The organism is Agrobacterium sp. SOY23, from assembly GCF_027212525.1.
Classification (GTDB): Bacteria; Pseudomonadota; Alphaproteobacteria; order Rhizobiales; family Rhizobiaceae; genus Agrobacterium; species Agrobacterium tumefaciens_I.
This window is the reverse complement of the sequence record NZ_JAPWDT010000007.1, coordinates 95,575-122,459: the sequence shown is the minus strand read 5'-3', so window position 1 is coordinate 122,459 and position 26,885 is coordinate 95,575. Positions and strand designations below refer to the sequence as shown.

The 26,885-nt window shown below is 58.5% G+C and carries 24 protein-coding genes and 2 pseudogenes; 14 read left to right on the top strand and 12 right to left on the bottom strand.

Going from position 1 to position 26,885, the window contains the following annotated elements; all coding sequences use genetic code 11:
- Positions 1–303: 303 nt before the first annotated feature.
- From O3S81_RS19830 to ctlX, 7 genes are all read left to right on the top strand, one after another.
- Positions 304–1,908 (top strand): ABC transporter substrate-binding protein, encoded by a 1,605-nt coding sequence (locus O3S81_RS19830; RefSeq protein WP_269345945.1) that lies wholly within the window; start codon positions 304–306, stop codon positions 1,906–1,908.
- Between the two features lie 4 nt (positions 1,909–1,912).
- Positions 1,913–2,890 carry an ABC transporter permease gene (locus O3S81_RS19825; protein WP_269345943.1) on the top strand — a complete coding sequence of 326 codons (978 nt, stop codon included), beginning with the start codon at positions 1,913–1,915 and terminating at the stop codon, positions 2,888–2,890.
- 55 nt (positions 2,891–2,945) lie between these two features.
- Positions 2,946–3,803 (top strand): ABC transporter permease, encoded by an 858-nt coding sequence (locus O3S81_RS19820; protein WP_442864969.1) that lies wholly within the window; start codon positions 2,946–2,948, stop codon positions 3,801–3,803.
- A gap of 17 nt (positions 3,804–3,820) precedes the next feature.
- Complete coding sequence (locus O3S81_RS19815) at positions 3,821–5,509, top strand: dipeptide ABC transporter ATP-binding protein (protein ID WP_269345941.1); 1,689 nt, start codon at positions 3,821–3,823, stop codon at positions 5,507–5,509.
- 112 nt (positions 5,510–5,621) lie between these two features.
- A complete protein-coding gene (locus O3S81_RS19810; RefSeq protein WP_269345939.1) occupies positions 5,622–6,854 on the top strand; it encodes a CapA family protein in 1,233 nt (410 codons plus the stop codon).
- A 115-nt stretch (positions 6,855–6,969) separates the two neighbouring features.
- Positions 6,970–8,265, top strand: a complete 1,296-nt coding sequence (gene pepT, locus O3S81_RS19805; RefSeq protein WP_269345938.1) for a peptidase T — start codon at positions 6,970–6,972, stop codon at positions 8,263–8,265.
- A 4-nt stretch (positions 8,266–8,269) separates the two neighbouring features.
- Positions 8,270–9,193: a citrulline utilization hydrolase CtlX gene (gene ctlX, locus O3S81_RS19800; RefSeq protein WP_269345935.1), complete on the top strand. Its 924-nt coding sequence runs from the start codon at positions 8,270–8,272 to the stop codon at positions 9,191–9,193.
- A gap of 211 nt (positions 9,194–9,404) precedes the next feature.
- On the opposite strand, the gene O3S81_RS19795 is transcribed toward ctlX, so the two are convergent.
- A complete protein-coding gene (locus O3S81_RS19795) occupies positions 9,405–10,157 on the bottom strand; it encodes an SDR family oxidoreductase (protein ID WP_269345933.1) in 753 nt (250 codons plus the stop codon).
- A 96-nt stretch (positions 10,158–10,253) separates the two neighbouring features.
- Here O3S81_RS19795 and O3S81_RS19790 point away from each other — a divergent pair, with 96 nt between their 5' ends.
- Positions 10,254–11,153 (top strand): AraC family transcriptional regulator, encoded by a 900-nt coding sequence (locus tag O3S81_RS19790; protein WP_269345931.1) that lies wholly within the window; start codon positions 10,254–10,256, stop codon positions 11,151–11,153.
- A 241-nt stretch (positions 11,154–11,394) separates the two neighbouring features.
- Here the strand turns inward: O3S81_RS19790 and O3S81_RS19785 are convergent, their stop codons facing one another.
- The 4 genes from O3S81_RS19785 to traA are packed head-to-tail and all read right to left on the bottom strand — an operon-like array spanning position 11,395 to position 17,069.
- Entirely contained in the window at positions 11,395–12,015 is a 621-nt protein-coding gene (locus tag O3S81_RS19785; protein WP_269345930.1) for a TraH family protein, read from the bottom strand.
- 14 nt (positions 12,016–12,029) lie between these two features.
- Positions 12,030–13,193, bottom strand: coding sequence for a conjugal transfer protein TraB (locus O3S81_RS19780; protein ID WP_269345929.1), 1,164 nt, complete (start codon positions 13,191–13,193; stop codon positions 12,030–12,032).
- Entirely contained in the window at positions 13,183–13,749 is a 567-nt protein-coding gene (gene traF / locus O3S81_RS19775) for a conjugative transfer signal peptidase TraF (RefSeq protein ID WP_269345927.1), read from the bottom strand. Before traF ends, O3S81_RS19780 begins: the two co-directional genes overlap by 11 nt.
- Positions 13,746–17,069, bottom strand: a complete 3,324-nt coding sequence (traA, locus tag O3S81_RS19770; protein WP_269345925.1) for a Ti-type conjugative transfer relaxase TraA — start codon at positions 17,067–17,069, stop codon at positions 13,746–13,748. The genes traF and traA overlap by 4 nt, the downstream gene beginning before the upstream one ends.
- A 252-nt stretch (positions 17,070–17,321) precedes the next feature.
- Here traA and traC point away from each other — a divergent pair, with 252 nt between their 5' ends.
- The 4 genes from traC (at position 17,322) to O3S81_RS19750 (ending at position 20,280) form a co-directional block, all read left to right on the top strand.
- On the top strand, positions 17,322–17,615 hold the full coding sequence (gene traC, locus O3S81_RS19765) for a conjugal transfer protein TraC (protein ID WP_269345924.1): 294 nt from the start codon (positions 17,322–17,324) through the stop codon (positions 17,613–17,615).
- A 4-nt stretch (positions 17,616–17,619) separates the two neighbouring features.
- Entirely contained in the window at positions 17,620–17,835 is a 216-nt protein-coding gene (traD, locus tag O3S81_RS19760; protein ID WP_269345923.1) for a type IV conjugative transfer system coupling protein TraD, read from the top strand.
- Positions 17,822–19,744 carry a Ti-type conjugative transfer system protein TraG gene (traG, locus tag O3S81_RS19755; RefSeq protein ID WP_269345921.1) on the top strand — a complete coding sequence of 641 codons (1,923 nt, stop codon included), beginning with the start codon at positions 17,822–17,824 and terminating at the stop codon, positions 19,742–19,744. Before traD ends, traG begins: the two co-directional genes overlap by 14 nt.
- A 269-nt stretch (positions 19,745–20,013) precedes the next feature.
- Complete coding sequence (locus tag O3S81_RS19750; protein WP_442864968.1) at positions 20,014–20,280, top strand: WGR domain-containing protein; 267 nt, start codon at positions 20,014–20,016, stop codon at positions 20,278–20,280.
- Positions 20,281–20,654: 374 nt separating this feature from the next.
- Here the strand turns inward: O3S81_RS19750 and O3S81_RS19745 are convergent, their stop codons facing one another.
- The 7 genes and pseudogenes from O3S81_RS19745 to O3S81_RS19715 all read right to left on the bottom strand — a co-directional run.
- Positions 20,655–20,966 carry a DUF736 domain-containing protein gene (locus tag O3S81_RS19745; protein ID WP_060724607.1) on the bottom strand — a complete coding sequence of 104 codons (312 nt, stop codon included), beginning with the start codon at positions 20,964–20,966 and terminating at the stop codon, positions 20,655–20,657.
- 635 nt (positions 20,967–21,601) lie between these two features.
- Positions 21,602–21,898, bottom strand: a pseudogene (locus O3S81_RS19740) (zincin-like metallopeptidase domain-containing protein); the annotation flags it as partial.
- Between the two features lie 141 nt (positions 21,899–22,039).
- Complete coding sequence (locus tag O3S81_RS19735; protein WP_269345917.1) at positions 22,040–22,648, bottom strand: DNA-3-methyladenine glycosylase I; 609 nt, start codon at positions 22,646–22,648, stop codon at positions 22,040–22,042.
- Positions 22,645–22,938 (bottom strand): YciI family protein, encoded by a 294-nt coding sequence (locus O3S81_RS19730; protein ID WP_269345915.1) that lies wholly within the window; start codon positions 22,936–22,938, stop codon positions 22,645–22,647. The genes O3S81_RS19735 and O3S81_RS19730 overlap by 4 nt, the downstream gene beginning before the upstream one ends.
- A gap of 47 nt (positions 22,939–22,985) precedes the next feature.
- Positions 22,986–23,609 (bottom strand): TetR/AcrR family transcriptional regulator, encoded by a 624-nt coding sequence (locus O3S81_RS19725; RefSeq protein WP_269345913.1) that lies wholly within the window; start codon positions 23,607–23,609, stop codon positions 22,986–22,988.
- A 31-nt stretch (positions 23,610–23,640) separates the two neighbouring features.
- The gene (locus O3S81_RS19720; protein ID WP_269345911.1) at positions 23,641–24,732 is read right to left on the bottom strand and encodes an alkene reductase; all 1,092 of its coding nucleotides are present in this window, start codon (positions 24,730–24,732) and stop codon (positions 23,641–23,643) included.
- A 321-nt stretch (positions 24,733–25,053) separates the two neighbouring features.
- A pseudogene (locus O3S81_RS19715) lies at positions 25,054–25,442 on the bottom strand (ArdC-like ssDNA-binding domain-containing protein); the annotation flags it as partial.
- A 242-nt stretch (positions 25,443–25,684) separates the two neighbouring features.
- Here O3S81_RS19715 and O3S81_RS19710 point away from each other — a divergent pair.
- Positions 25,685–26,326 carry a hypothetical protein gene (locus tag O3S81_RS19710; RefSeq protein WP_269345909.1) on the top strand — a complete coding sequence of 214 codons (642 nt, stop codon included), beginning with the start codon at positions 25,685–25,687 and terminating at the stop codon, positions 26,324–26,326.
- Between the two features lie 39 nt (positions 26,327–26,365).
- Entirely contained in the window at positions 26,366–26,656 is a 291-nt protein-coding gene (locus O3S81_RS19705; protein WP_269345908.1) for a helix-turn-helix domain-containing protein, read from the top strand.
- The last annotated feature ends 229 nt before the right edge of the window (positions 26,657–26,885 follow it).

Sequence of the window (26,885 nt, the reverse complement as noted above, 5' to 3'; positions counted from 1 at the left end):
ATTCCGACAATAGCAGAACTACGCCTAATTTCGCGAGGACAGATTTCAACTCAACTCCTAGGTCTTTTTTCCTGCCTACTGCCCGCGCGTTGGCCCGATGACCGCGCCGGCCCAACCAACTAGGGCCGGGGATCAAAACGGGAAGGCCGTAGCCGTCTAAATTCGAACACCGTTACATTTATCCGGCGGGGTCCGAGTGTCCCGTCGTGTTTCCGATTCAACCATCTGACTGCTGAACCAAGTTGCGGCCTTGTCGCAGCAGGTGGCTCGGCCGTCCAAATTTCAACGACAAAAGGGAACTCAATGACCAATTTCACCAAAACATTACGACCAATCGCTATTGCGGCGGGCATTCTCTCAATCGTGCTTCTCACCCAGCCCTCAACGCCAGTCGGCGCGCAGACCCAGTCGGACTTAAGGATCGCGACATCTTACAAGTTGATGACACTCGATCCTCACTACGCGAACCTCAACGAAAACACCTCGCTGCTGTCGAATATTTACGAGCGGCTGGTTTACCAGGACGAAAAGCTCTCTCTCAAGCCCGGCCTCGCGGTTTCATGGTCGATGATCTCCGGCAACCGCTGGGAGTTCAAGCTGCGTGACGGCGTCAAGTTTCATGACGGTTCGCCGTTTACGGCAGAGGATATCGTCTATTCCATCGAGCGTGTCCGTAACTTCCTGCAGTCACCCAGCGGCGGATACCGTTCCTACGTGACAGATATCAGGTCCGTTACGGCATCGGATCCATTAACGGTCACCTTCGAAACGGATCGGCCAGTCCCCAATTTCCCTTTACTGATGTCTTCCGTCTTCATCATGCACAAGCCGGGGGACGGGTTTCAAACAACAGAGGAACTCAATTCCGGGCGGGCATCAGTCGGCACGGGCCCTTACAAGCTGGGAGACTGGAGTTCGGGCGAGACCCTGCAACTGACACGAAACGATGACTACTGGGGCGGCCGTCCTGCATGGCCCACGGTCAACTTCAGGGTCATGGAAAGTCCTGCGGCCCGTGTCGCGGCTTTGTCTGCCGGTGATGTGGACGTGGCTGACTCCATCCCGGCAAGGGACGTGAGTTCCCTGAAACAGCGCGGTGCCAGTATCGCCAGCATCAGTGCGGCTCGCATCAATTTTCTGCAGTTCGAAGTCGAGAAGGAGAAGGTGTCCGGCGTTACCGACAAATCCGGTACCCCAATTCCAAACCCGTTTCGCGACGTGAGGGTGAGAAAGGCCCTGGCGCTTGCCACGGATCGCAAAGTAATCGCGGAAAAAATCCTCTCCGGCTACGGAACCGCAGCGTCACAGCTGTTTCCCGAAGGATTGCCCGGAACCTCCCCAAACCTGAAGGCAGAAGCACCCGACTATGACGCGGCCAAGGCACTGCTTTCAAATGCCGGCTATCCTGACGGTTTCAACCTGGTGCTTGCTGGCCCTGCCGGCCGTTACCCCGGAGACAGCGACAGTCTTCAGGCTGTGGCACAGAGCTGGGCGCGGATCGGCGTGTCTGTCCAGCCCCAGGCATCCCCGTTTTCGGTATTCAACACCAAACGCGCCGCCGGCGAATACGCCGCCTGGTACGGCGGGACCTCTGGCGAATCCGTGGACGTCATCCTGCAAGCGCTGCTGGCCTCTCCGGATAAGGAGCGCGGCACCGGAGCGCTGAATTTCGGGCATTATCGCAATACAGCCTTTGACGCACTTCTTGCAAAGGCAGAGGGCCTCGAAGAAGGCGAGGCGCGGAATTTTGCGCTTGCAGAGGCAACGGAGCTTGCTCTCAAAGACCAGCCGATCATCCCGCTCTATCACTTCCATCATATCGTCGGCTACGGCCCGAAAGTTGGATCATTCGTGATGCACCCGCGCGGCTGGACAACGGCCATGCAGACCATCGCAGCGACGGAGTAAGGTGATGGGTCTAATCTCCGCCTTGTCGGCAAGGGTCTCGCAGGCCTTGCTTCTACTCCTCGCCATGTCGCTGATCGGCTTCATCGGCATCCACAGCGTCGGCAATCCCGTCTTCAATGTGGTCAACATCGAAACTGCCACACCCGAAGACATCAGGCGTGCGACAGTTGCGCTCGGGCTCGACCTGCCGATCTGGCAACAATATGGATTGTTCCTGAAGAACGTCGTCAGCGGCAACTTCGGTACCTCCTATATCTACCATCAACCCGCATTTGACCTGGTTCTTGGCAAACTGCCGGCAACGCTGGAGCTCGCCTGCGCGGCGATCCTTCTGTCGGCCGTCACCGGGATCGGACTTGGCCTCGTTGCCGGCAGAAGAAAGGGAACGGCGTTCGACCGGACAGTCCTGAACGGCAGCGTTTTTGCTCTCAGCGTTCCCTCGTTCTGGCTCAGCATGATGTTGATCCTGACGGGTGCGGTCCTGACCGGCTGGTTCCCGTCGGGTGGCAGAGGCACGACGGCAAGTTTTGCAGGGAGCGAATGGAGCTTTCTGACCGCAGACGGATTGCGGCACATGATCCTCCCGATGCTGGCACTTGCCATCCCGAACATCGCACTGATTGCCCGACTGACAAGATCGGGCACGATCGAGGTGGAACAGCAGGAATTCACGCGCTTTTGCAGGGCACGAGGCCTTTCGCCGAAGCGAATCCTCCTGGCTCACACCTTGCCGAATATCAGTGTGCCTCTTGTCACGATCATCGGCCTGCAATTTGGCGGAATGCTCGCCTTTGCCATCGTTGTTGAATCGATCTTTGCCTGGCCGGGGATTGGCAAGCTCCTGATCGACTCCATTCAGCTGCTGGACCGACCTGTCGTGATGGCGAGCCTCACCTTCACCGCCGTGAGCTTCGTTACGCTGAACGCTGTCGTCGATCTCTATTACGCGTTCGTCGACCCACGCGTGCGCCTGTCGCCATAAGAAGGGACATATCATGAGACCGCTTATTCTTCGGGCGCTTGGGATGCGCACCGGCATGTCCGGACGACGCCCTTTTTCTCATGCTTCGGGTCGCCTATCAACAGTCGTCCTTTGCTGCTTCATACTGGCGGCGCTTGCAGCACCCCTGATTGCTTTGCAGAACCCCTATGATCCGCTTCAGGTTTTCGTGTGGGAGGCGTCATCGGCTCCTGGCACCGTCGGCAGCGGAGGTTACATTTATCTCCTTGGTACGGACGGGCTGGGGCGGGATATTTTCAGCACCATTCTCTATGGTTTGCGCATCAGCCTCGTCGTTTCGCTCACCAGCTCGGCGATCGCTGCATTGATCGGTCTGACGGCTGGGGTCAGCGCCGCCTATTTCGGGCGCTGGGTTGACGTTGTCATCATGCGTCTCGTCGACCTGCAGCTCAGCCTTCCGACGATCCTCGTTGCGCTGGTCGCCATCGTCACGCTTGGTCCGGGCGTGGATCGGATCATTCTCGCGCTCGTGATTGCGCAATGGGCGAGTTATGCGCGGCTGGTGCGGGGTGTCGCCCTCAGCGAGACACGAAAGTCCTATATGGATGCAGCACGCCTGATGCGTCTGCCGACCCAAAAGGTCATATTTCGGCACCTCCTGCCAAACAGTATCGCTCCGGCCGTCAGTCTCATCCCGATCGAGGTTGGGCATGCGGTAGCGCTTGAAGCGACACTGTCGTTCCTCGGCCTTGGCGTTCCGCTCGACAAACCGTCGCTCGGCTCGATGGTCGCAAACGGTTTCCAATACCTGCTGACTGGTCAGTACTGGATCAGCCTGTTTCCTGGCCTTGCACTGTTTTGCCTGATCGCCGCCATCAACTTTACGGGCGAAGGCATTCGCCTGCGCCTCGACCCCAGGAGCAAGCCGCGATGAAGAGCTTAGGAACAGCAATGACAAAACCTGTGACAGACAACGACGCTGTGCCTCTTGTCGAGGTCAGCAATCTAAGTCTCCGCCACCGGTCAAAGTCCGGCCAGTCGATCATCCTGAGCGATGTCAGTTTCACACTCGACCGTGGCAAAATCCTGGGAATTATTGGGGAATCAGGTGCCGGAAAATCAACGATTGGAAACGCGATCCTCGGCCTGCTACCGCCCGGCATCGAGCAGGTTTCCGGAACGATGGCCATCGACGGGGTGGCCATCGCTCCACTCGACAGTGACCTCGCGAGGCGCCGGCGGATTTCAGCGGTGTTCCAGGATCACACCGCCTCACTAGACCCGCTGATGACCATCGGTGCCCAGATCACCGAGACGGTTCGCGCCCATAACGCGAACTTGTCTTCCGCTGATGCCCGGCTGCGTTCGCTGGAGCTGCTCGGGCGAGTTGGCATTCCCGACCCGGAGCGTCGCTACGGTCACTTCCCGCACCAGTTTTCCGGCGGGCAGCGACAGCGGGCGGTGATCGCCATGGCGCTGGCCGGATCGCCCGATCTCATTATCGCGGATGAACCGACCTCGGCACTGGATGCCACAGTGCAGAAGCAAATCCTGGCGCTACTGCGCACGCTCGTTGATGAAACGGGCATTTCAATCATCATTGTCACCCATGACATGGGCGTCGTCGCAGACGTTACGGATCACGTCCTCGTCATGCGCAACGGAAAGGTGGTCGAGGAAAACGACACCACCAGCGTGATCGACAAACCTGCCGAGGACTATACACGCGACCTTCTCGCCGCGGTTCCCCGGCTACGTCTGAATAGTGAGGGTCCTGGCGAGAACAGCCACAACGGCCCACGGGGGGAGGAAGCAGTTGCAGCGATGAGGGGTGCTTCCAATGCTTCGCTTGTTGCCGAAGGCATTGGAAAGTCATTCGTTGCAAGCAAGCTGTCCTCTGTGGTCGGCAGGGGGCGTGGCTCTGCCCGGTTCGCCTTAAGCGAGATCAGCGTGACGCTGCCTCGGGGCGAGATCACCGGCATAGTCGGAGAAAGCGGCAGCGGAAAGACAACATTCGGCCGGATCATTGCGGGGCTGGAAACGGCGTCCACCGGAACGATGCTGCTGGAGGGCAGGCCCTACGATGTGACTCGACCGGGACACCGCAGCGGCCTTCTGGGACAGGTGCAGATGATTTTTCAGGATCCTGCCGTGTCACTAAACCCGACGATGCGCATAGGCGAGGCCTTGCGCGAGAGCCTCCGCTTTGGCGCTAGTGCGGGAGACGACGGCGAGAAGCACTCACTCGATGCAATGATGGAACGACTTGGACTTCCGCTGGGCCTGCTTGCCCGCTATCCGCACCAGCTTTCGGGTGGACAAAAACAGCGCGTCTGCATCGCAAGAGCCCTTCTGGCACGTCCGCAAATCATCGTCGCTGACGAGCCGACCTCTGCACTTGATGTCTCGGTGCAGGCCCAGATCATCGAATTGCTCAGGGAAACCGTTCTGAGCCAGAAACTTTCGATGCTGTTTATCTCGCACGATCTGGCGGTCGTCCAGCAGCTTTGCCGCTCGGTTTTCATCTTCAGGGATGGCAGGATCGAGGACAGCGGCCCTTGTGATGACGTCTTCTCGAATTCGCGCAATCCCTACACGCGAAGTCTCATCGACGCTCGCCCACGAAGATTCACGCACTGATATCTCCGCGGAAGATCACGTTCATTTACCAGCACCACAGCTTCAGGGGCGCGATTGTTCGCCCGTCCACCAACCTGCCGCCCCCGCAGGCGGTCAACACAGGCAAAAGCATATGACAGGACGATTTACTCTCGCCGTGACCGGCCAGTCTCTTATCAAACACGACATTCGGAACATCGATGCTGCGGAGTTCAAGGCGGTCCAGAACATCCTTCGAAATGCAGATCTTTCCTTTACGAATTTCGAGGGCACCATTCTTGGAGATTATGGCGGCTGGCCACTGAAAGGTTCCTTTTTCGGATGCAGCAAGCCAATCGTGCTTGATGCTCTGGCCGAGATGGGTTTTGGCGCTCTGTCACTTTCCAACAACCATGCGTTTGACCTGGGACCGTCAGGGATCCTGGCAACCCTGGACGAAGTGGAACGGCGCCGGATACTGCGTGCGGGGATCGGAAGGGACCACCGGCATGCAGCCCAGGCGGCGAGGGGAGTGGTTGGCACAAACCGCGTGGCGATGGTTGCCATGGATGGCGGTCCGGGACCTGATCTCATGTATGCAGCTGACGGTGACGAACATCGCCCCGCGCGTCCCGGCATCAACCGTCTCAAGCTTTCGCAGCTCATCGAAGTCGACGATCGCGCCTTTGAAGAGCTGACCGCGATCCGGGACAAAGTCGGATATACCGCGATTGACCTTTCCAACGACAGTCAACCGAACGATCCGCCTTTCGTCGATCCTGTTGACGAGCTGGCGCTCGGCCGGACGGTCTTCAAGCGGGCCGGACGTTTTGGGCGCAACGTCAGCATCGACAGATCGGACATGGAGCGCAACCTTCAGGAAATCGCATCGGCTGCGAATGAAGGATACCTCGTCGTCGCCTATCTGCATCATCATCATTGGGCCCCGGACTGGTACCAGGTTCCCGACTGGGTTGGCTCCGTCGCGCGCAGTTGCATCGACGCGGGCGCGGCAATGTTCCTGAGCCACGGCGCACCCGTTCTTCAACCGCTCGAGATTTATAACGGCCGGCCGATCTTTTACAGCCTTGGAAATTTCATATTCCATGTTCCGTCGAAATCCACATGGCATGCACCGGAGGTCTGGGAGAGCGTGATTGGTGTGTGCAGTTTCGATACCGGCAATCACCTGGCAGGTATCGATTTCCATCCCGTTGTCATCGGTGGCGAGGAGGGTTTGAGCCATTCGAGGCTGGAGGAGCGCCTGGCGCCCCATCTTGCGACCAACGGGAGAGCGGACCGTATCCTCACGCGACTTCAGGCGCAGTCGGCTAAACTGGGAACGAGGATCGACATCGAAGACAACATCGGCATTCTTCGGCTCTGAGCCCTGGATCGAGCAGAACACGAGGCAGCGCGAATTGCCATGCAGGTCCGGGCAAAAGCAAAGCAATAAGATCTTCAAACTGCACATTACAAAGATTACGAACGGAGCGCAGATCATGGACACGACAGCAGGGGACGCAACCGGGCTACGTGACGAGCTTCTCGAACGATTTTTCCGGTATGTCGGCATCGAAAGCCAGAGCAATGCGGCCTCTTCAGAGTTACCGTCAACGCCCGGACAACTGAAACTTGCCTTGCTGCTTGCACAGGAGCTTCAGGAACTCGGCCTTGAAGGGGTGATTGTCGATGATAATGCAATCGTCACGGCGATCAGGCGCGGCAGTGATCCGAACCTCCCGCGCGTCGGCTTCATCGCCCATCTCGATACCGTCGATGTCGGCCTGTCTGCGACCATCAAGCCACAGATCAAGCGCTTTGAAGGAAGCGATCTCTGCCTGAACAGTGACCACGATATCTGGCTGAGGGTGAATGATCATCCTGAACTCAGGGACTGGGACGGTGAAGATATTGTCGTGGGCGACGGCACCAGCCTGCTCGGTGCCGACAACAAGGCCGCGATTACGGTCATCATGACGCTGTTGGCACGACTGGAGGATGATGCTCCCCTCGGTGACATTGCCATCGCCTTCGTTCCGGACGAGGAGATCGGCTTAAGGGGAGCAAAGGCGCTCGATCTTGCCCGTTTCCCTTGCGACTTCGCTTACACCATCGATTGCTGTGAGCAGGGCGAGGTGGTGGTCGAAAATTTCAACGCCGCATCCGCCGAGATCGTTTTTACGGGCGTCAGCGCTCATCCGATGTCGGCCAAAGGGATACTGGTAAATCCTCTTTTGATGGCGCTCGATTTCATCTCGCACTTCGATCGTAACGATACGCCTGAATGCACCGAAGGCAGGGAAGGGTATTTCTGGTTCAAGGATCTGGTCGCCAGCGATAGCGAGGCCCGACTGAAGGTCATGATCCGTGATTTCGACAAGGCCGGTTTCGAAGAGCGAAAAAAGCGAATTGGCGAGGTCGCGGCGCTGGTTGCGGCACAATATCCGACCGGTTCGGTTCGAAGCTCTGTTTCCGACACCTACGACAATATCGGCGATCACCTCGCTGCTGATCCGCGCGCGTCCGGTCTGTTGTTCAGCGCCCTCGATCACCTCGGCATTGCAAAGAAAATCATTCCCATGCGTGGCGGAACAGATGGTTCAGCGTTGTCCGCGCGCGGAATACCCACGCCGAACTTTTTCACAGGAGCCTACAACTTTCATTCGCGGTTTGAATTCCTGCCGGTCCCCGCCTTCGTAAAATCGTATGAGACGGCACTGACAATCTGCAAGCTTGCGGGGCAGGGAGGCGTCGACCTTCAGCTAAAAACCGACATCTTCCGGCAGAGGGGATGAATTCATGCGATATTCTCCGCAAGCGCCAGCCGCGGTCGTGATGGTCCGGCCTCATAATTTCACCGTCAACGAACAGACGGCTGACGACAACAGCTTCCAGACAGCAGATATCGATCTTTCGGATATAGCGAAAGAAGCCTATCTCGAAGTCACCAATGCCGTGGAAACACTCCGCAGCCATGGGGTAACCGTTCATCTGTTTGATGATTTGGGAACGACCACACCGGACTCGGTCTTTCCCAACAACTGGTTCTCGACTCATGCCGGCGGGCACGTGGCCATCTATCCGATGCGGGCGAACAATCGTAGACGGGAGCGGCGGTTCGATATTATCGAGATGCTGAAATCCGAATACCGCGTGCAGCAGGTCGTCGACTATTCCGGCCTGGAGCCCGACGGTCTGTTCCTCGAGGGGACGGGCGCAATGGTCCTGGACCATATCGACAGGGTTGCATACGCGGTGCGATCAGACCGGACAGACCCCGTTGTGCTCGAACGCTTCTCGACGCAATTCGGGTTCGAGCCGATGGTGTTTGATGCCTGCGACGCTCAAGGAGTAGCCATTTATCATACGAACGTCCTGATGTGCATCGGAACCGATTTCGCCATGATCGGGGCAGGGATGATACCAGACGTCGTGCGTCGAGAAGAAATCCTGGCACGCCTGCACAATTCAGGCCGATACGTCATTGAACTGAGTGATGGCCAGATCGACAGGTTTGCAGGCAATGCACTGGAGCTTCAGGGGCACAATGGCCGCCTTCTAGCCATGTCGACGACTGCCCTGGCGTCGCTCGAAACTTCACAGCGAAACGCGATCGAAGAGCGCGTGAGAATTGTTGCGCTTGATATACCATCTATCGAAATGGCCGGAGGTTCCGTGCGATGCACGCTGGCGGGCATTCACCTGTCTCTCCGCCAAACTTAGGGATATCCCGATCACCAGTTGCGCCGTCAATCGATGCCCTTGGTGAAATCCCGTTCGCGAAGGCATCCCCGGTATCGAGAAACCCGCCTGTGCACACCACATACGCAACAAGAACAAGCTTGAGCGTGCCGGCATTGTTGTCCAATGCCGACACGCTCCATCAGCATCAGTGCCAGATCGGGTAACACCGGTTTGACTGGCGCTTCAATGACTACAGGCCTGCCTCAGCCATCCAGAGCGCTGCGTCTTCGCCTGCGGCAATGCGCAGTGGTGCGGAGGGATCGTTGGCAGTCTGCCAAATCGCCTCGGCGACATCATGGGCCTGGGTGACAGGGCCTTTATCGTCCTGAACATTCTTGATGAATTGCTGGAGAAGAGGAGCATAGTCCCCGTCATCCATGCCGCGCAGATGTGGACGAGCGTTGGCGCCAAAGCTTGTTTGCGGCGAACGGCCCGGCAAGACGATATGCACACGGACGCCGAAAGGCTCCATTTCCATCGCCAGAGACTCGCTGAATGCGTTCACCGCCGCCTTGCTGGCGCGGTATACCCCGATGATCGGCAGTGGCTTCACTGTGACCGAGGATGTGACATTGATGATGACGCCGGCTCGGCGATGGCGCATTTGCGGGGCCACCGCCTGGATCATCGCCAATGTTCCGATCGTGTTTGTCTGAAAGAGAGCCTGTACAGTCTGCGAGGCGGTCAGTTCGACCGGCGACGGCGCGCCAAGGCCGGCATTGTTGACAAGAACATCGATGTGACCTGCTGTCTCGACCAACTGCGCGACGCTTTCGGGATCGGTGACGTCGAGCGCGAGAACCTGCAGACGATCGGACGCCGGAAGCAAATCCCTGTCGGGCGTTCGCATTGTCGCCACCACATCCCAGCCTCTTTCGAGGAACAGTTTTGCGGTTTCGAGGCCAAAGCCGGAGGAACAACCGGTAATCAATATGTTGGGCATAGTTATCTCCATACAGGGTGACTGACATTATGGTAGTGACCAGGAGGAAGACTTTATATATGCTGACATCCTCATTTCTTTTGCGATAGTCCTGATATGACTGTAGACCCCCTTGCCGAAATCGTCACACTTCTGCAGCCCACCGCGCGATTGTCGAAGCTGGTGGAATGTTCAGGCGCGTGGCGCATACGCCGCGAGGCGACAGGGGAACCATTTTATTGCGCGATCCTGGAAGGGACATGCCGCGTTACCTTCGATGGTCATCAAACCTTGACCCTTAAGGCCGGAGACTTCGTCCTCGCGCCCGCCATGCGCGATCTCGTCAATGAGAGCGTTGATGCTGCGGCCGATCTGCCGGCCATGGTGCCGACAAAGATCAATGAAGGGTATTTCCGCGTCGGGCCACACGACGGTCCGGCCGATCTGCGCATGCGTATCGGCCATTGCAGCTTTGGCGCACCGGATTCTGCGCTGCTCGTCTCCCTGCTGCCGGAGATGGTTCTGGTCCGTGACAAAACCCGGTTTGCCACGCTGATGCAATTGATCGATGAGGAGACGCAGGATCGGCGCGCAGCCCGCGAACTCGTTCTGGAACGCCTTATCGAGGTTCTGCTGATCGAGGCATTGCGGTCTGCAACGGAAACAACCTCCGCGCCGGGCCTTCGCAGGGGACTGGCAGACGAACGCCTCGCAGGCGCGCTTCGTGCGATGCATGCCCGTCCCGGCCATCCATGGACCGTTGTCGATCTTGCAAACAGGGCCGCGCTGTCCCGTTCGGCATTCTTTGCACGGTTCAATCGCATTGTCGGGGTTCCTCCGATGGAATATCTGCTGGTCTGGCGCATGGCGCTGGCAAAGCAGCTCTTGCGGGATGGTAGCCTCGCAATCGAGGATATCGCCGAACGGGTTGGCTACGGGTCAGCAAGCACCTTCAGCGTGGCCTTTGCGCGGAATACCGGGATGCCTCCGGCTCGATATGCCCGCATGGCAGCGTAAGAAGCGGAGGCGGTGGACAAGGAGAGTTTCGGGAACCTGTCGCCTGCTCGGGGCGGTGCACAAATCCAAGGCCAAACGCATTAGGCGAGCCTGGCCGAAGATGTAACGAGGATACTCGAGCCTGTCCTGTGCGACCGTAACGACGCAGAGGAGGAGAGGGTATGAGACCCGAATTTGGAAGACACCGGTTTCATGCGCTGCATCTGGATCGAAACTTCTTCTCCCCACCCGGCAAACGAAGTCAATGCTGTTGACCTCCAATACGCGACAGATCGATCCGTATCCCGGCTTGCCCGACATTCTGGGCAGTCACCGGTTGCTCCTCGTTTGGCGCCATTTCGGTGTCGTCCGCCCCGGCGTGGGCCGTTTCTCTACCTCGCTGCGGCACTTCAACCGGCGTTCCCGGATCCTCCGCCTGGAAAATGCCTGCGCCCTCGAACTCGCCGGTCTTCCACGCGTAAACCGCATCATCGAAAATCTGCGGAAAAACATCATCATCGCTCCTGGGGTTACCGTACCATTTGGCAACGATCCTCAGGATCTTGGCAAACATCGCCGTGCCTATGCGGAGATTCCGGCAGGCATCGACAAGGTCCGGCTTGATATCCGCCGGTTCCCTGATGCCAACACCGGCTGGAAACTGTGTTACCCCAACGCGGACAACCGCCTGACCGGCATACTGTCGCACGATGGCCATCGCTTCTTCCGCTGAGGTGGCTTTCGGCACGAGGATCAACCGGCCGCCTGATTTGACCGTGACGGCGAGAGGATCAGTCGAGCCTGCGGCCATCACGAATTGCTCGACGATCGCGGGCTTGAGGGAAGGGTCGGCGCATTCTTTGATCAACGCAGCGTCAAGCATGCAAGCTCCATGGTTCACGTGTTGAAGGAGATGACGAGAGGCTTGTCGAACAGTCGCGCCCAGGCTTCGGTGCTCGCGCGCTGAATGTCGGCGATGGAGGTTCCGGCCGTCCACCAGCCATTGCCGACGGCGACAACGACGTCGGGACCGTCGAGCATCGATTGCAAGACCGGCCAGACGACAAGCTGCTCATAGCAGATCAGCGGAGCGACGCGGACATCCCCGACAACGACGATCGCGCTCCCGAAGAAGTGCGCCCTGGCGCTGCCACTTTCCCCGACCCAGGATCGCCAGGGCTGCCACATCGACCCGGGGACCGGCATGCGTTCGCGGTAGAGGATGCGCCCGCCCTTGCTGTCGATCTCAACGAGGACATTGTCGTAACCGTCGACATCAACCACCACAGCACCGGCGATGACCGCGATGTCACCATCAGCGAAACCACCGGTCCAAAGTCGCTCCGTGGTCGGGGTCCATAAGCCAAGGGCACTTTCCGGCAGTACGACCAAGCGGGTCCCATCCCTGGCGGCGGCGTGCACCGTTGCGATCAGATCACGGTGACGCTCAAGACCGCCCTCCCGACCGAGCGAAGCACCCAATTCCAGATCGACGCCGCGCCAGGCTTCGGGTAGTCTCGGGTTGGTCCAGGTTGCGGCGGACCAGAGCCAAAGGCCTGTCAGGGCCATGGCGACAGCTGGCCAAGGGCGGGTTACGAGGCCTGCCAGGCCAGCTGTCATCGCCCCTAGTCCCCACCACCCCCATCCCGGAAACAGAACCCCTGCGGCCGTGACGGGGTGCGCCCAACCCGTGATACCGAACGGCGGGATGGCCACAATGACGGCCACCAGAAGATAGCGACACGGAAGCGCACCGGCAGCCCTTGTCCAGAGGAGTGTATGCAGGGTGACAAAGCTGAAGGAAGCACACAACCAGAGCAATAAACCCGGCCAGAGATTTGACGAATAGAACGCCGCAACGCCCTGCGGCAATCCGCGTGATGCCGCCAGAAAATACCCAGATGAGACAAGCATTGCCTCCGGCCTGCTTCGTGCTTTCGACCACAGGATTGGAAACGCCAGGGCGACGGGAAGGAGCAGGGCATGGCCGCTCCAGCCCACCGCACCTGCGATGGCCGCGGCCACTGTCAGAAGCATCGATTGAAGGCACTTACGGCGCATAGGTGAGTACCTCCTGCGCCAGACCGAGGATAGCTGAGGCAGGCAGGGGACCGAAATATCGGGAGTCGTAGGAACCGGGAAAGGCGGAATGCAGGAAAACATGTTCTGGCGGCACGATACCACTGGCAAACGGCGGCAACCTCCGACCCGTTCCGTCCCGTTGCGCGAGACGTGAAGAGGAAACCATGCGCCCGTCCACGCTGACGCTGGCACCGATTTCGACATGCTGTCCTGCGACGGCGATCACCGTCTTGATGAGAGGCGCAAGACCGGCCGGGCAAAGACCGAAGCGGAGATAGCCACGCGCTTTCGCGTTCCGCATTTCCGCTGTTTCCGGTGGGCATATAAACACAATGTCGCCAACACCCACGGATCGATGGAGCGGAACAATATGCCATATACCGAGCGGCTCGCTTGGGGTCAGATTAATGCGGTAGCCACCGGCGAAGGCGGCGACCGTCGCCGGAATGGCCACCATCGCCGCAATCGAAATGATCACGGTCGCTCGCTGCTGTTGCGATGTCATGGCTCGGCGTGTTTCGACAAAGATCGTCATTTAAGCGATAGCCCCTGGTTCTTCGTCTGGCGCAGCGTCTCCGCCTGCCTGAGCGCCTCGGTGGTGCGTTGATGCGCGGAGAGTTGCTGTATGGTGCGCATGAAATTCCACGCGCTCTGGACCTCCGCCTTCTGGCCGCCTGTCATGCCTGCCGTGACGGTTTCGAAGGTCTTGCCATCGGTGTCTTTTGCGGCCAGCGGCAGGAAGGTCCGTTCACCAAAGCGTCCGGCGACAGCGTTTGCGAACCCTTCGAGCTCCGCCTTCGCCATCTTGTCGGCCAGCACATATTCGAGGCCAGAGGGGAGATCGTTGCGATCGATCGCATCCCGGACGCGTTCGAGCGTTTGCCGGGCCAGGGGCGAGAGCGCCGGGATGTCGACCGACACCTTCAAGCGTAAGGCACGCTCCTCCGTCTCATGCTTGTGTTCCGCCTCGGCCCGCCCACGAAGGTAGCGTTCAAGGTTTCGGGCGAGCGCCGGCACATTGGCGATGGCTTTTTCCCGATCCTGTCTGTCCGTGCGACCGGCCAGAAGACCGGTCTTGCCCTTCAGCGCACCGAAGCTCCCGGCTTCACGAGCGATCCTAGCAAGGGTGGCCTGCGCGACCGATTGATCCTTGAACATGGCGTCGACATTGATCGCCTTGAAGGCTGCTTCCGGCTGCGCGTAAACGATATGGAAGCGGGTCGACACATCCTCCCATTGCTTCCTGAGGCCGGGATCCGCGGCGAGCTTGTCCTCGACGGCCTGCGCGAGTGATTTGGCAAAAGTGGTGATGCCTGACACCATGGGCTTCGCCTCCGTGAAGGGTCTGGAATCCGATTGGGTTGCGGTGCGCCTGAAGCCGATCTTTTGGCCAATTGCGGCAAGGCGGGCGGTGAGACCGGCCAGCCTCTGTTTCTGCCGAACCGTCCGATCGAGCCGGTCGCGAACCAGGTTTCGGGCGACCCTGACGAGATCGAGTCCGCGCGCTTCGGCATAACGAAGTGCCTGACGGTAGAAGGGACCAGCCGAGTAATCGAGGGTCGTCTCTTTTGCATTTTTCCGCGACAGGATCGGGATCAGCCCGCCCGCCTTGGCAAAAGACCGTCGACCGTAGTAGACGCCGAGATCTTCTCGATGACGGGTCATGGCGACATAGGCAAGATGCCGGTCAAGCGACAGTGATGCGAGCACCTTGACGCGATCGACGGTCGCACCCTGGCTCTTGTGGATTGTCGTCGCGTAACCGTGATCGATGTTGCCATAGAAGTGCTGCTCAACCGCGATCTGACGGCGTTGGTCGCTCTCCCCGATCTCAGCGACGACAGAGCCAGGCGCCGCCTCGACAACCTTTGCCAGCATGCCGTTCCTGACGCCCAGCGAACCTTCGTTCTTCAAGAATACGATCTGGTCGCCGACGGCGAACTTGCGCGTTCCGTCCTCGGTCTTGAAGACAAAGCCTTCGGCGACGATGCCGCGTTCGACCAGCCTGGCCCGCGCCATATCGTTGAGCATCCGAACGTCGCGGCGGAGGTGGGCGAGGATCAGGCTTGTCTTCGAGGGATCGTAGTCGCGGTTCCAATCGGCGATCAGACTTTCGACCGCCTGCGCCTTGAGGTCCAAGCCGTTGAAATGCCCGTGGGCGTGATAGGCGTCGACCGCTCGACCAACATTGCCGCGCGCAAGATCGAGCGAGGCATCGCGCATCCACTGCGCGCGCTGGCGATAGATGGTCTCGAGTTCCGCATAGCCGATCCGGTCTGCGATCGCGCGGAAGGCGGCGCCCGCCTCGATCGGCTGCAACTGTTCCGGATCGCCGACCAGAACCAGCTTGGCTCCGGTCTTCGTTACCGCTTCGACGAATAGCGCCATCTGCCGTGACGACACCATGCCGGCCTCGTCCAGCACGAATACCGTCTTGTCATCAAGCTGGTTGCGGCCTTCGTTCCAGCGAAGCTCCCAGGACGACAGGGTGCGAGAGACGATGCCGGCTTCCTTCTCCAGGCCCTCGGCCGCCTTGCCGGCAAGCGCGCCACCGACGACCAGAAAACCTGCTGCTTCCCAGGCTTCACGCCCTGCCTTCATCATCGTCGTTTTGCCGGCGCCGGCGCGGCCGACCACCGCAGCAATCCGCCCGGGTCCTGCGACATGCTCGATCGCTGTTTGCTGCTCATCCGAAAGCCGGTCATGACGTGCCAAGGTCGCCGAGAGCACGGCGTTGCGGACACCATGCGAGGACCGCTGCGACAGCCAGATCGCACGACTGGCCATCCCGGCTTCCAGTCGGATCATTTCGCGCGTCGTGTATTTTGCCGGTGCCCGGATACCCGTTTCAAGACCGATCCGCTCCCGTTCGAGACGAAGCGCCTCCGGGCTCTGCAGGATCCTCGCCATCAGACTTTGGAAGAGGCCTGCATCGTCGATATAGCGGTGGAGGATCTTTGCGACATCGCGTTCGTCGAAGACGCTTCTCTCCCGCGTGATCAGGTCCAGCACGATTTCAGGATACCGCTGGATACGGCGTGCGTTCTGGGCACGGCGCTCTTCCTGGAGTTCGACGCGTTCGAGCTTGCCGGCAATATCCTCCTGCTTGTCACCGGATCGATCCGCCTTGCGCTCGATCGCCTTCGTGCCGACGCCCAGGTGAATGGTCGGTTCGAGATCGATCCCCTGTTTTTCGAAGGAACGGCCATCAATCCTGATATCAAGACCGGCGAGCGCCAGATGCTTGCTCTGGCAGGCAAACCAGCCATTGCGAAACGCGTTGAAATCTTCAAGGCTTCCGGCCCAAAGCTCATAGACGATCCTGCCGGCATCGTTGCGCATCGGCGCGCCGTCCGGACCGGACACAGCGATCTTCTTCGCGCCGAGCCCGTCTTCGGTAAGCGGCCGCAAGGTGGTCATGAGATGGACGTGCGGATTGCCCGGCGCATCGTGATAGACCCAGTCGGCGACCATTCCCTGCGACGTTATATGTCCTTCCACAAAATCGCGCATCAGCGCGATGTTCTGTTCGCAGGTCAGCTCGAGCGGCAAAGCGATGGTGACATCCTTGGCGAGTTGCGCATCGGAGCGCTTCTCAAACACTTCCACCTTGTTCCAGAAAGCCTCGGACGCACCGGCGACCGAGCGGTCGGCGATCATCGTTCGCAGCCATTCCGGGGCACCGGCAGGGATGATGAACTCTTCATGGACGAGCCCCTGCTTGGCGCGATAGTCGACGGTGCGAGCCTCCCGCTCGAACTCCATCCTGGCGCAGTGCCGATAGGCGGCCGACAGGACGGCGCTCCGGCCGGAGCCGCGGGCGACGACACTGACAGAGAAATGGGGGATGGCCACGGCAGAATTCTTTCCCGGTTGCAAACGAGATCAATTGGTTCGTCGGAAGCAGCGGCCCGCCGGGGCGGAAAAGCAGAGCGTCGCGCCAGCGACGTATAATTGCGCCCTTGGAAGCCGCTTCTTCGAAACGGCCGGGATCATTCACCAAAGCATCGCCCTTGGCGATTGCAGGATTAACAGTAGTGCGTTCCGCACCCTGTTGCGAAAAACTGGGTTCGAAAGACAGGCTTTCTCACCCAGGAGACGAACGGAATGAAGAAACCATCCTCGAAAATCCGCGATGAAATCGCCAGGCTGCAGGAACAACTCAAGCTTGCCGAGACAAGGGAAGCCGAGCGCATCGGCCGTATCGCGCTCAAGGCGGGCCTTGGTGACATCGAGATCGATGAGGGGGAGCTTCAGGCGACCTTCGAGGACGTGACCAGACGGTTTCGCGAAAGCAAGCCTGCTTCGATCGGAAAAGAAAGGGGAGGATCAGTTATCGCCTCGCAGCAAACCGCACCGATCCCGGCTGGTGCGGATGCGGGCGGGAATGGCGAGGCTTGAGCGGATGGCGAGGACGATGACATCCGAGGCCCGCAAGAAAGATACGCGCGAAAAGATCGAGCTTGGCGGCCTGATCGTCAAAGCCGGACTGCGCTACCAGAAGCGGGCGCTGCTGCTCGGTGCGCTGATCGACATCGCCCGCCGCATCGAGGGCAACGAGGGCGAGCGGGCGAGGCTCATTGCGATCGGGGCGGAGGCCTTCAGCAATGACGCTCAATAGGATTGCACTTATTGTCGTGCCAGCGGCGCTGATGATCCTGGTCGTGATCGGAATGACCGGGATCGAGCACTGGCTTTCCGGCCTCGGCAAGACAGAAGCCGCACGACTGGCATGGGGGCGGGCGGGCATTGCCTTGCCCTATGTGGCCAGCGCGGCGATCGGGATCGTCTTTCTATTCGCAAGTGCCGGTTCGATCAATATCAGGCAGGCAGGTTGGGGCGTCCTTGCGGGGAGCAGCGGGGCAGCCTTGATTGCAGCCATCCGCGAAACAATCCGACTTTCCGCTTTCGGAAAGACACTGCCGTCCGACAAGACGGTCTTCGCTTATCTCGATCCGGCAACGTCGATTGGAGCGAGCGCCACGTTTCTCTCTGCCTGCTTCGCGCTCCGCGTTGTGTTGATCGGCAACTCGGCCTTTGCAAGCGTCGCGCCGAAACGCATTCGGGGGAAGCGAGCACTTCATGGCGAGGCCGACTGGATGACGCTAGCAGAAGCGGCAAAGCTGTTTCCGGACGCCGGCGGCATGGTCATTGGCGAACGTTATCGGGTCGACAAGGATGCTGTCGCAGCCCAGGTGTTTCGAGCCGATAATGCAGAGACCTGGGGCGCCGGCGGGAAGTCGCCCTTGCTGTGCTTCGACGGTTCTTTCGGCTCGTCGCACGGGATCGTCTTTGCCGGTTCCGGCGGCTTCAAGACAACCTCTGTGACAATACCGACGGCGCTCAAATGGGGTGGCACGCTGATCGTGCTCGACCCTTCGAACGAGGTTGCACCGATGGTCTCCGCGTATCGCAGCGGAGCGGGAAGGGACATGTTCGTCCTCGATCCGAGGAAACCCGACGTCGGCTTCAATGTGCTGGACTGGGTTGGCCGTTTCGGCGGAACGAAGGAAGAGGACATCGCCTCGGTCGCGTCATGGGTCATGAGCGAGGGCGGCGGGCCGCGGGGTGTCCGTGACGATTTTTTCCGGGCATCGGCGCTGCAGTTGCTCACCGCGCTCATCGCCGATGTCTGCCTCTCCGGTTACACGGATGAGAGGGATCAGACGCTTCGGCGGGTGCGCAGAAATCTCTCCGAGCCCGAGCCGACTTTGCGCAAACGGCTGCAGGAAATCTACGAGAATTCCGGCTCGAACTTTGTCAAGGAAAATGTCGCGGCCTTTGTCAACATGACGCCGGAGACCTTCTCCGGCGTCTACGCCAATACCGTGAAGGAAACACACTGGCTTTCCTATCCGAACTACGCCGCACTTGTCTCAGGCGGGAAATTCTCGACCAGCGACGTCGCCGCTGGAAACAGCGATGTCTTCATCAACCTCGACCTCAAGACATTGGAGACCCATGCGGGCCTCGCGCGCGTCATCATCGGCTCGCTTCTGAACGCGATCTACAATCTTGACGGCCAGATCGAAGGACGCGCGCTGTTCCTCCTCGATGAGGTCGCCCGCCTTGGCTACATGCGAATCCTGGAAACCGCGCGCGACGCGGGTCGCAAATACGGGATCACGTTGACGATGATCTATCAGTCGCTCGGCCAGATGCGCGAGACCTATGGGGGTCGCGATGCGACGAGCAAGTGGTTCGAAAGCGCCAGCTGGATATCGTTTGCAGCGATCAATGATCCCGAGACCGCCGACTACATATCGAAACGATGCGGTATGACCACGGTCGAGGTTGACCAGGTCAGCCGTAGTTTTCAGGCAAAGGGATCGTCGCGGACGCGCTCGAAGCAGCTTGCCGCAAGAGCGCTGATCCAGCCGCATGAGGTCCTGCGCATGCGTGCGGATGAACAGATCGTCTTCACCGCCGGCAACGCACCGCTCCGCTGTGGCCGCGCGCTCTGGTTTCGACGTGATGACATGAAGGCATGCGTCGGCGAAAACCGGTTTCATTCACCCCCGGAAACGTGAAGGACTGGTGGTACTCGACACATGCCGCAAAGACGATGCTACTGCGAGCAATATAACGTCTGCCATCGAGAAAGGGGGAGAGTTTGGTGCAGAAGACCGTCGTATCATCCAGGAAAAATCGCAAATCCGACAACCACCGTTTCGACCTTAGTCGTCTCGCCCGAACAATCATTTTGGTTACGCAAAACATCACGACGATGAATCGATTGAGACCCAATGATTCAAAACTGTCGTTGGACGTGTTGCTGCCGATCGGCGAATCTGTGCCGATGATGATCCAACCCTACCAACTCTACGTCGAACGTATTGACGCTGCGAAGAACATGGCCCGTTTCTACGCCATGCAGATTTCCGTATCGCTGTTCGGGGAAACCTGTCTGACCAGACGATGGGGAAGAATCGGAACATCGGGGCAAATGATGATCCATCATTTCGGACGGGAGGAAGAGGCGGTCAGACTGTTTCTCGACCTTACGCGGCAGAAACGGGCACGCGGCTACCGACCGAGAGCTATTGCACAACGGCCATTGAGCTGATTGATAGTGGTGTCGAAGCCGGAACAGAAATGAGCGTCCGCCCATATAGCCACGGCCAGAGCTTTCCCTTGCGGAAAAGCGAACGATCGTCTTGCCGAGTTTACAAAACTGACGGCCCATGGCGACGAGGAATCTGGCAAGTTTTTGCATCGGAGATTCTGCTTTCGAATTGGCGATGTCGCGGGATCGAAAGCAGATCGGGTTAGTGATCGTTCTTCATTGAGCCCGTCAGTCGAACAGGCAACCTCGGGCGATCCAAGCCGCGTCCTTCGTCTCCATATCTCACCGAAAGGCCGGAACCGGGCTCGATGCCTTGGTACCGGCTTCTCCTGTAGTTTGAAGAGGCCCCGCCCGTGGGCGGAGCCTCGAGGACTTCAGTCACGGTTGGGTCGGGACCATATGAGCTGGAAGCCGTCTTCACCTTCGACTTCGGAGAGGGTAGCGTAGATCGGAGCCGGAAAGCTCGGGTCGTCCAGCTTGACCGAGAGGTAGTCGCGTTCGGTCTCTGCGGAACGCTTCTGCCAGGCTGCACCCAGTTCGACGTTACCCGCATAGATGCGGAAGTGCGGGCCTCTGTCGGAGGGGCTCTCGATGCGGGCGATGCGAGCCTTGACGTTGAGGGCCAGCGTGCGGATGGAGCCGTTGAAGCCGCTTTCAGAGGTGGTGAAGGTGCCGATGGTTGCCATTATCATGTTCCTTTCGTTTGTTTCGGACCGCGCCCTTCGCGGCCTCGATGGCTGTCGCAAAGATCGGGGACGATTGGACCGCACCTGCAAGGACGAAACAACGTGGAGGGCGGCCCGGAGGAGCTTTGTTGTTGCGCGAGGAATGCGGCAAAGCCGCAGGGGAAGAAAGTTTCGGAGGGTCGTTGCGGGAGAACGATCGAGGCGAAGCCGCTCACCGATCAGACATGCCTCATCGAGCCCGCGAAGAACGTGGCCCGTGACACTGATGGAAGGAACCGGCAATGTCGGCACTTGTCACCAGCTTGCCGCGCTGAAACGGTCCCCGGGGCGAATTCTTTGCCCATTCTCCACGCCGGGGCGGTAGAACCGGGGCGAGTGGTTGCCGGGCAGGGAGTTGCGTTCGTCTTACAACCGGATATCGTGGGCCCGCGATTCGTCGCCTGGAGGAATTATGCGTCAGCAGACAAAGCCGTTTATCGTCGAAATCAAGCAATCCCGAAAGCCAAGGACCAACGACCGGAAAACATCGATTTGGGGGAAGCTGGACCTTACTTCCGATCACGATACGCAATCGGAAAGGAATCTGAATGTGGCGCCGGTCGCTGCGGATGACAACGACCGACCCTGAAAGCCGGCTATGCAGCAGCCCTGTCGCTAGCCTGAATTGGCTGAAGACCGTGCAGGAAGTTGAGGGCACGCTGGGCGTGCGCCGCCGCCTGGAAGATTGCTCGCTTGTCTTCAGATTGTACCTGTAGCCAGGGGGCGAGACAGGACGCATGATCCGGCCGCTGCTCCAGCTCGGGGGCAATTCCGAGATCCGCGCACCGAAAGCAACTGCCGAGTTCGGCAATGAGCTCTTCGCGGGCGCGTTCACTCTTGTCCTTGGCGTAACGACTGAGATCGCGGCCCACCCGCCCCGGATTCTCTGTCCAGTCCACTTCATGCCGATATCGGCATAATATTCATTATGCCGTAAGCTGGATTATGCCGACTCTGATCAGAAGGGCATTGAGATCAAACACTAACTCCGAACTGATGGTCGGCATAATCGCTATCGGTTTTCTTTCCGTCTGCTACACGGGGCACTGGAAATCCTTTCTCCCTTCTTCGACCAAAGCCCTGATCTCGCATCCCGAGGCGTGGTCATTGATGAGCCCCGTTGCCTGCATGAATGCATAAACGGTGGTTGGCCCTACGAAGGACCTACCGCGCCTTTTCAGGTCTTTTGATAGCGCAATCGAAGCTGCGGAAGTCGATGTAGTCTGCGGTTCGACGTAATCTTCCCGTCGCGGCTCGAAGCGCCAGATATATGTGGCGAAAGAGCCCTCCGCCTTGACGAGCTCTTGCGCGCACTTTGCGTTGTTGATGACAGCATTGATTTTGCCGCGATGGCGAATGATGCCCTCTTCATTCAAGAATCGCTCCACGTCGGAACCATCGAATTGCGCGATGCGGTTGAAATTGAAAGCACAGAAGGCAGACCTGAAGTTCTCGCGCCTGGCAAGGATAGTTCGCCAGCTCAAGCCCGACTGAAGGCTTTCGAGGCAGAGTTTTTCGAAAAGACGAAAATCGTCGGAGACCGGAAAGCCCCACTCGGCATCATGGTAACGAAGAAGCTCCGGTGTGGCCGCGCACCAGCGGCAGCGCAGCCGTCCGTCATGCCCCAGGACCGTTCCGCTCATCGATTACCTTTCAGGAACACAAGCCGTTCATCAACGCGACCTGGCGTGACTTCGTGAATCTCGGCGCTCACCACACGCTCTGCCACAAACGGATCCTCCTGAACCAACGCCTCAAGGCTCTTCCGATCAATATTGTGGGCGAGGAGTGTCCCGCCCGCATTCGGATGGAGGGTGCCTGCGAGAAGAAAAATTCCGCTGTCGAAACCTCTTTTGATCCAGGCATTGTGTCCGTCAATAAAATGAGAGGCCTGCGGCTTGTTGTCGGAAAACCTGAGAAGTACGATAAACATGAACGGTCCCGTTTCTTGAGCTGTGATGGAATGAGAAAGGCGCTCGGCTACGACGCGTCGAGCGGTTTTGTTCGAGACAGCCTATCCCCGGTCGGTGTTGCCACCCCGGCAGCAATATCCTTCAACCAGTCCTTCATCTGATCGACCTCGCGCTGAACGAAGTCTTGATCCTGGAATGCATTAAAAAGGGTCGCTGCGCCCTGGCTCCGGGAGAGAAGATGCATGGCAAGCACATCCGCATCTGCTTCTCGACCGAGTGTTACAAACTGACGGCGAAGCCACGTCCGAAACAGCATGAACAATCTGCCGGCGTCTGGCTGCGCTGGATGGTTCAGCTTCGCAAGCTCGCTCGTTAAGGTCCCGATCGGGCATCCATACAGTTTGATCTTATCCCCGTTCACAATCAGGATATCGATGAAGCTGCTGATCCGCTCTACAGGTGTCTTGCCCTCTATCTCCCATCGCTCCAGCATGGCATTGCGATCAGCGAGGCGTTTTTGAATCACCGCTTCGAGAATGTCATCCTTCGTTTTGAAATGGTGATAGAAGTTGCCGCGAGAAATCCTCACCAGTTCGGCAATGTCTGCAAAGGACGTGTGATCAAATCCTCTGCGATAGAACAGATCGTCCGCTACGCCGACGATCTCCTCACGTGTAGCCCGATTGGCCATCGTAGTAATTCCCTGTTGGTCTTCGGACACCTTAGGCAGCAGAGGCCTCTTCGCCCGGGAAGAACGGATAATCAGTATATCCGGCATCCCCCCCACCATAGAAAGTCGCTGGATCAGCCGTGTTCAATGGCAATCCCTGCCGGTAACGCCGTACGAGATCAGGGTTCGCGAGAAAGGGAAGGCCGAATGCCACGAGATCGGCTTCGCCATTCGCGATAGCCTGCTTTGCGCGGGCTAGGTCATAGCCGTTGTTCGCGATATAAGTGCCCGCGAAACATGCCCGAAGAGCGCGATAGTCAACCACAGACGGTTTTGCTGACATGTCTCCTTGTAGCACGTGGGCGTATGCAAGCCCTCGGGCCCCAAGCTCCCGGACGATGTATTCGAAATGAGCTTGCGGGCCGGAATCGACCATGTCGTTGAAGCTGTTCTCTGGTGTCAGGCGCACACCAATTCTCGCTACGGGCCAAACCTCACCGACGGCGTCGAGGATCTCGTTCAGTAATCGCATACGGTTGCCGACACTGCCGCCGTACGCGTCACCTCGCCGGTTGCTGCCGTCGCGCAGGAACTGGTCGATCAGGTATCCGTTGCCTCCGTGAATCTCGACCCCATCGAATCCCGCGCGCATTGCCAACGCCGCGGCATGTCGAAACTGAGCGACGAGACCTGGAAGCTCCGCGAGCATTAGTTCGCGCGGGGTCACAAAATCCTGCATCCCGGCATATGTGACCGCCTTGCCGGCTGGACGAACCGGCGATGGCGCGACCGGGGAAGCTTCTTCCGGCTGGAGGCTGGGATGGGAAACCCGGCCGCAGTGTTGCAGTTGCACGAAAATACGACCTCCTGAGGAATGGACGGCGTTGGTCAGTCGCAGCCAGCTGCTCACGTGTGCGTCAGTGAAAAGGCCGGGAGTGAAGGGGTAGCCAACTGCCTCAGGAGAAACAGTAGTGGACTCGGCGATGATTAAACCCGCGGAAGCCCGCTGTTGGTAGTGCGAAACCATAATGGGCGTCACATTGCCATCACCATCGGCGCGGTTGCGCGTCATTGGCGCCATCACCATGCGATTGGACAGCGGCAAATCACTTAGCTGAAAGGTATTGAAGAGATCGGCGATCATGAAACTTTCTCCGCGAATTAGGTCATCTGCCCTAGCCAAGGGATTAGGTCACTTGTCCTACCGTGTCAATATCGATATCTCTTTCCTGACGACAGGTGCCAAAACCACTCCCTGCTGCACTCCTGGATTGTCGTAATCAGCGCGGCCCAATCATGTCTGTCAGCAAGGCAGCAAAGACCGGTATCGGGTTGATGTAGAGGTTTTTGAACAAAATTGTTACTCCACCGACCCGGAGCACAATGGTAGACATATCCAACCGGTTTAGCTGTCTTGAGCCGTACCTTGCCTCTTTCGAGGAAAATCTCTCCGTCAAAAGCCACAAGAATAGCAGGCTTGCGAGCCGCCGGTGTTGCTGAAGAAGCGATCATTCTCGATCCGCTTGACCGGATCGAGAGCTGGTTCCGGATGCTGGCAATAATGGTCCGGCCGACCATCGATTTGGTCCACGTTGAATACGGAATACGCTTTCAGGAAAGGAATTTCCCGGTCGGCCTCGTTGCCTTGCCGTCGGCCTCCAATTTTGTGAAGCGGCTCGCGAACACGACAGCCGAGCAGATCTCGCCCTTGCGGACCGCAGCTCCGAGCTCCAACGCCTGCTTGAATGTCATCCACATCGGAGAGGCGAAACCTCTTGCCATACCTTCGGACCACAGGAGGAGAACATTGATGCCCGACTAGGGCTGACCGCTGTGCCGCACCGGTCGCGTAATCCGGCCCTGAGTATTGGTCGCATTCCACGGCCATCCTTTCCCTTTCTGGCGAGCTCCCGCCCTTACATCGCACCTCCCGCGCGCGCTCCATACGCAGTGGAGCTGCTTGTCAGGTTACTAACAATGTCAGACAGGCGGCTGATTACGCCCGTTCAGCTTACTCTCCCGGTCCATGAGGACGGTCAGATTGCATCTCGGCATGCAATTTGCGAAAGTACGAGGACAAATGGAGGCTCAAGGATTTGGGTAGTCAACAATCTAACGGATCGTCGAATCTCAGACGTGTACGCGTATTTGAGCTTCTTTGGTTTCCGTTGAGAACTTCACTTGTCGTTGCGCCGGTGTGGGCCGTCTACGGGCTCTTCCAACGATTTTCTCCTGGCGATCTAACGGGGCTTTATGATTTTGCGCTATGGCTAAGTATCGGATTGGTATTGCTCAGCACCGGTCGAACGATTGTGGCGGTGAGGGGACAACCGGACAGTCTTCTGCTTCGTGGTGCCGGACGCGTGGATCGTTTGCCCAAACGATCGAACCCGCAAAGAGCTATTCTGACCTTTCGTGGATTGCCAGCTGATATTCATTTCTCGGATCCGCTGCCAGCCGAAGATGTGAAAGTATTGCGCAGGTTGGAGCTATTTCTTTTGACTCCATTGCGCATTCTGGCCGGAGCTATTGTCTTCTGGATCATGAACAACCTGATTGTGTTTTTGACAGCGGGAGCGGGCCTAAATTTCGTGTTCAACATACTTTGGTACACTATTGTCATTCTCTACGTGATCTATGTTGCCATCCAGACCATCGTGCCCATTGTCGCGTCTGGCGGGCCAGGATTTGATGATGCACTCAGAGTGCGGGCGTGGTTTAGGCGCTTTCGCAGATAATTGGAGCCATAGTCTAGCGTTTCGCGGGCTGAAGTGATCATGATCGACGATTGTATGACAGACGGAAATCAGAACAAAAAAAGGCCGCTTCACGCCCATTATATCGGGACCATCAGCATCAAGCCGTTCAGCGAGATAGCGCATCTGAGCGACAGCCAGTTACAGCCGCTTTTCAGGCGTTCAACCCGCATGACAATCGGCCAGTTGCGCGTGGGCGGGGCGTGCCAACTGCTTGCTCAGACAGACCTGCCCCTCGCCCAGATCGCCGACGCAGTCGGTTTTTCCGATGCCGCGCATTCCCGCGTCAGTTCCGGGCAGCCAGAGGCATGACGCCTGGCGACTATCGGCGGCAGTTTCGCAAAGAGTTCTGAACTTAAGGTTTCGAAACCAGCCCGTTGTCTCCCGACGTGATCGTGACACGAAGGTATGATCCCAAGAGCCTTCGGCAACATATGATGTTCGATCTGGAAAACGGAGCACTTCCCACGAGAAAAAGGGCCACAAAGCCGTGTTGAACATTCGATCTTGAAAATGGGATACGTATCTGCATCTTTACTGA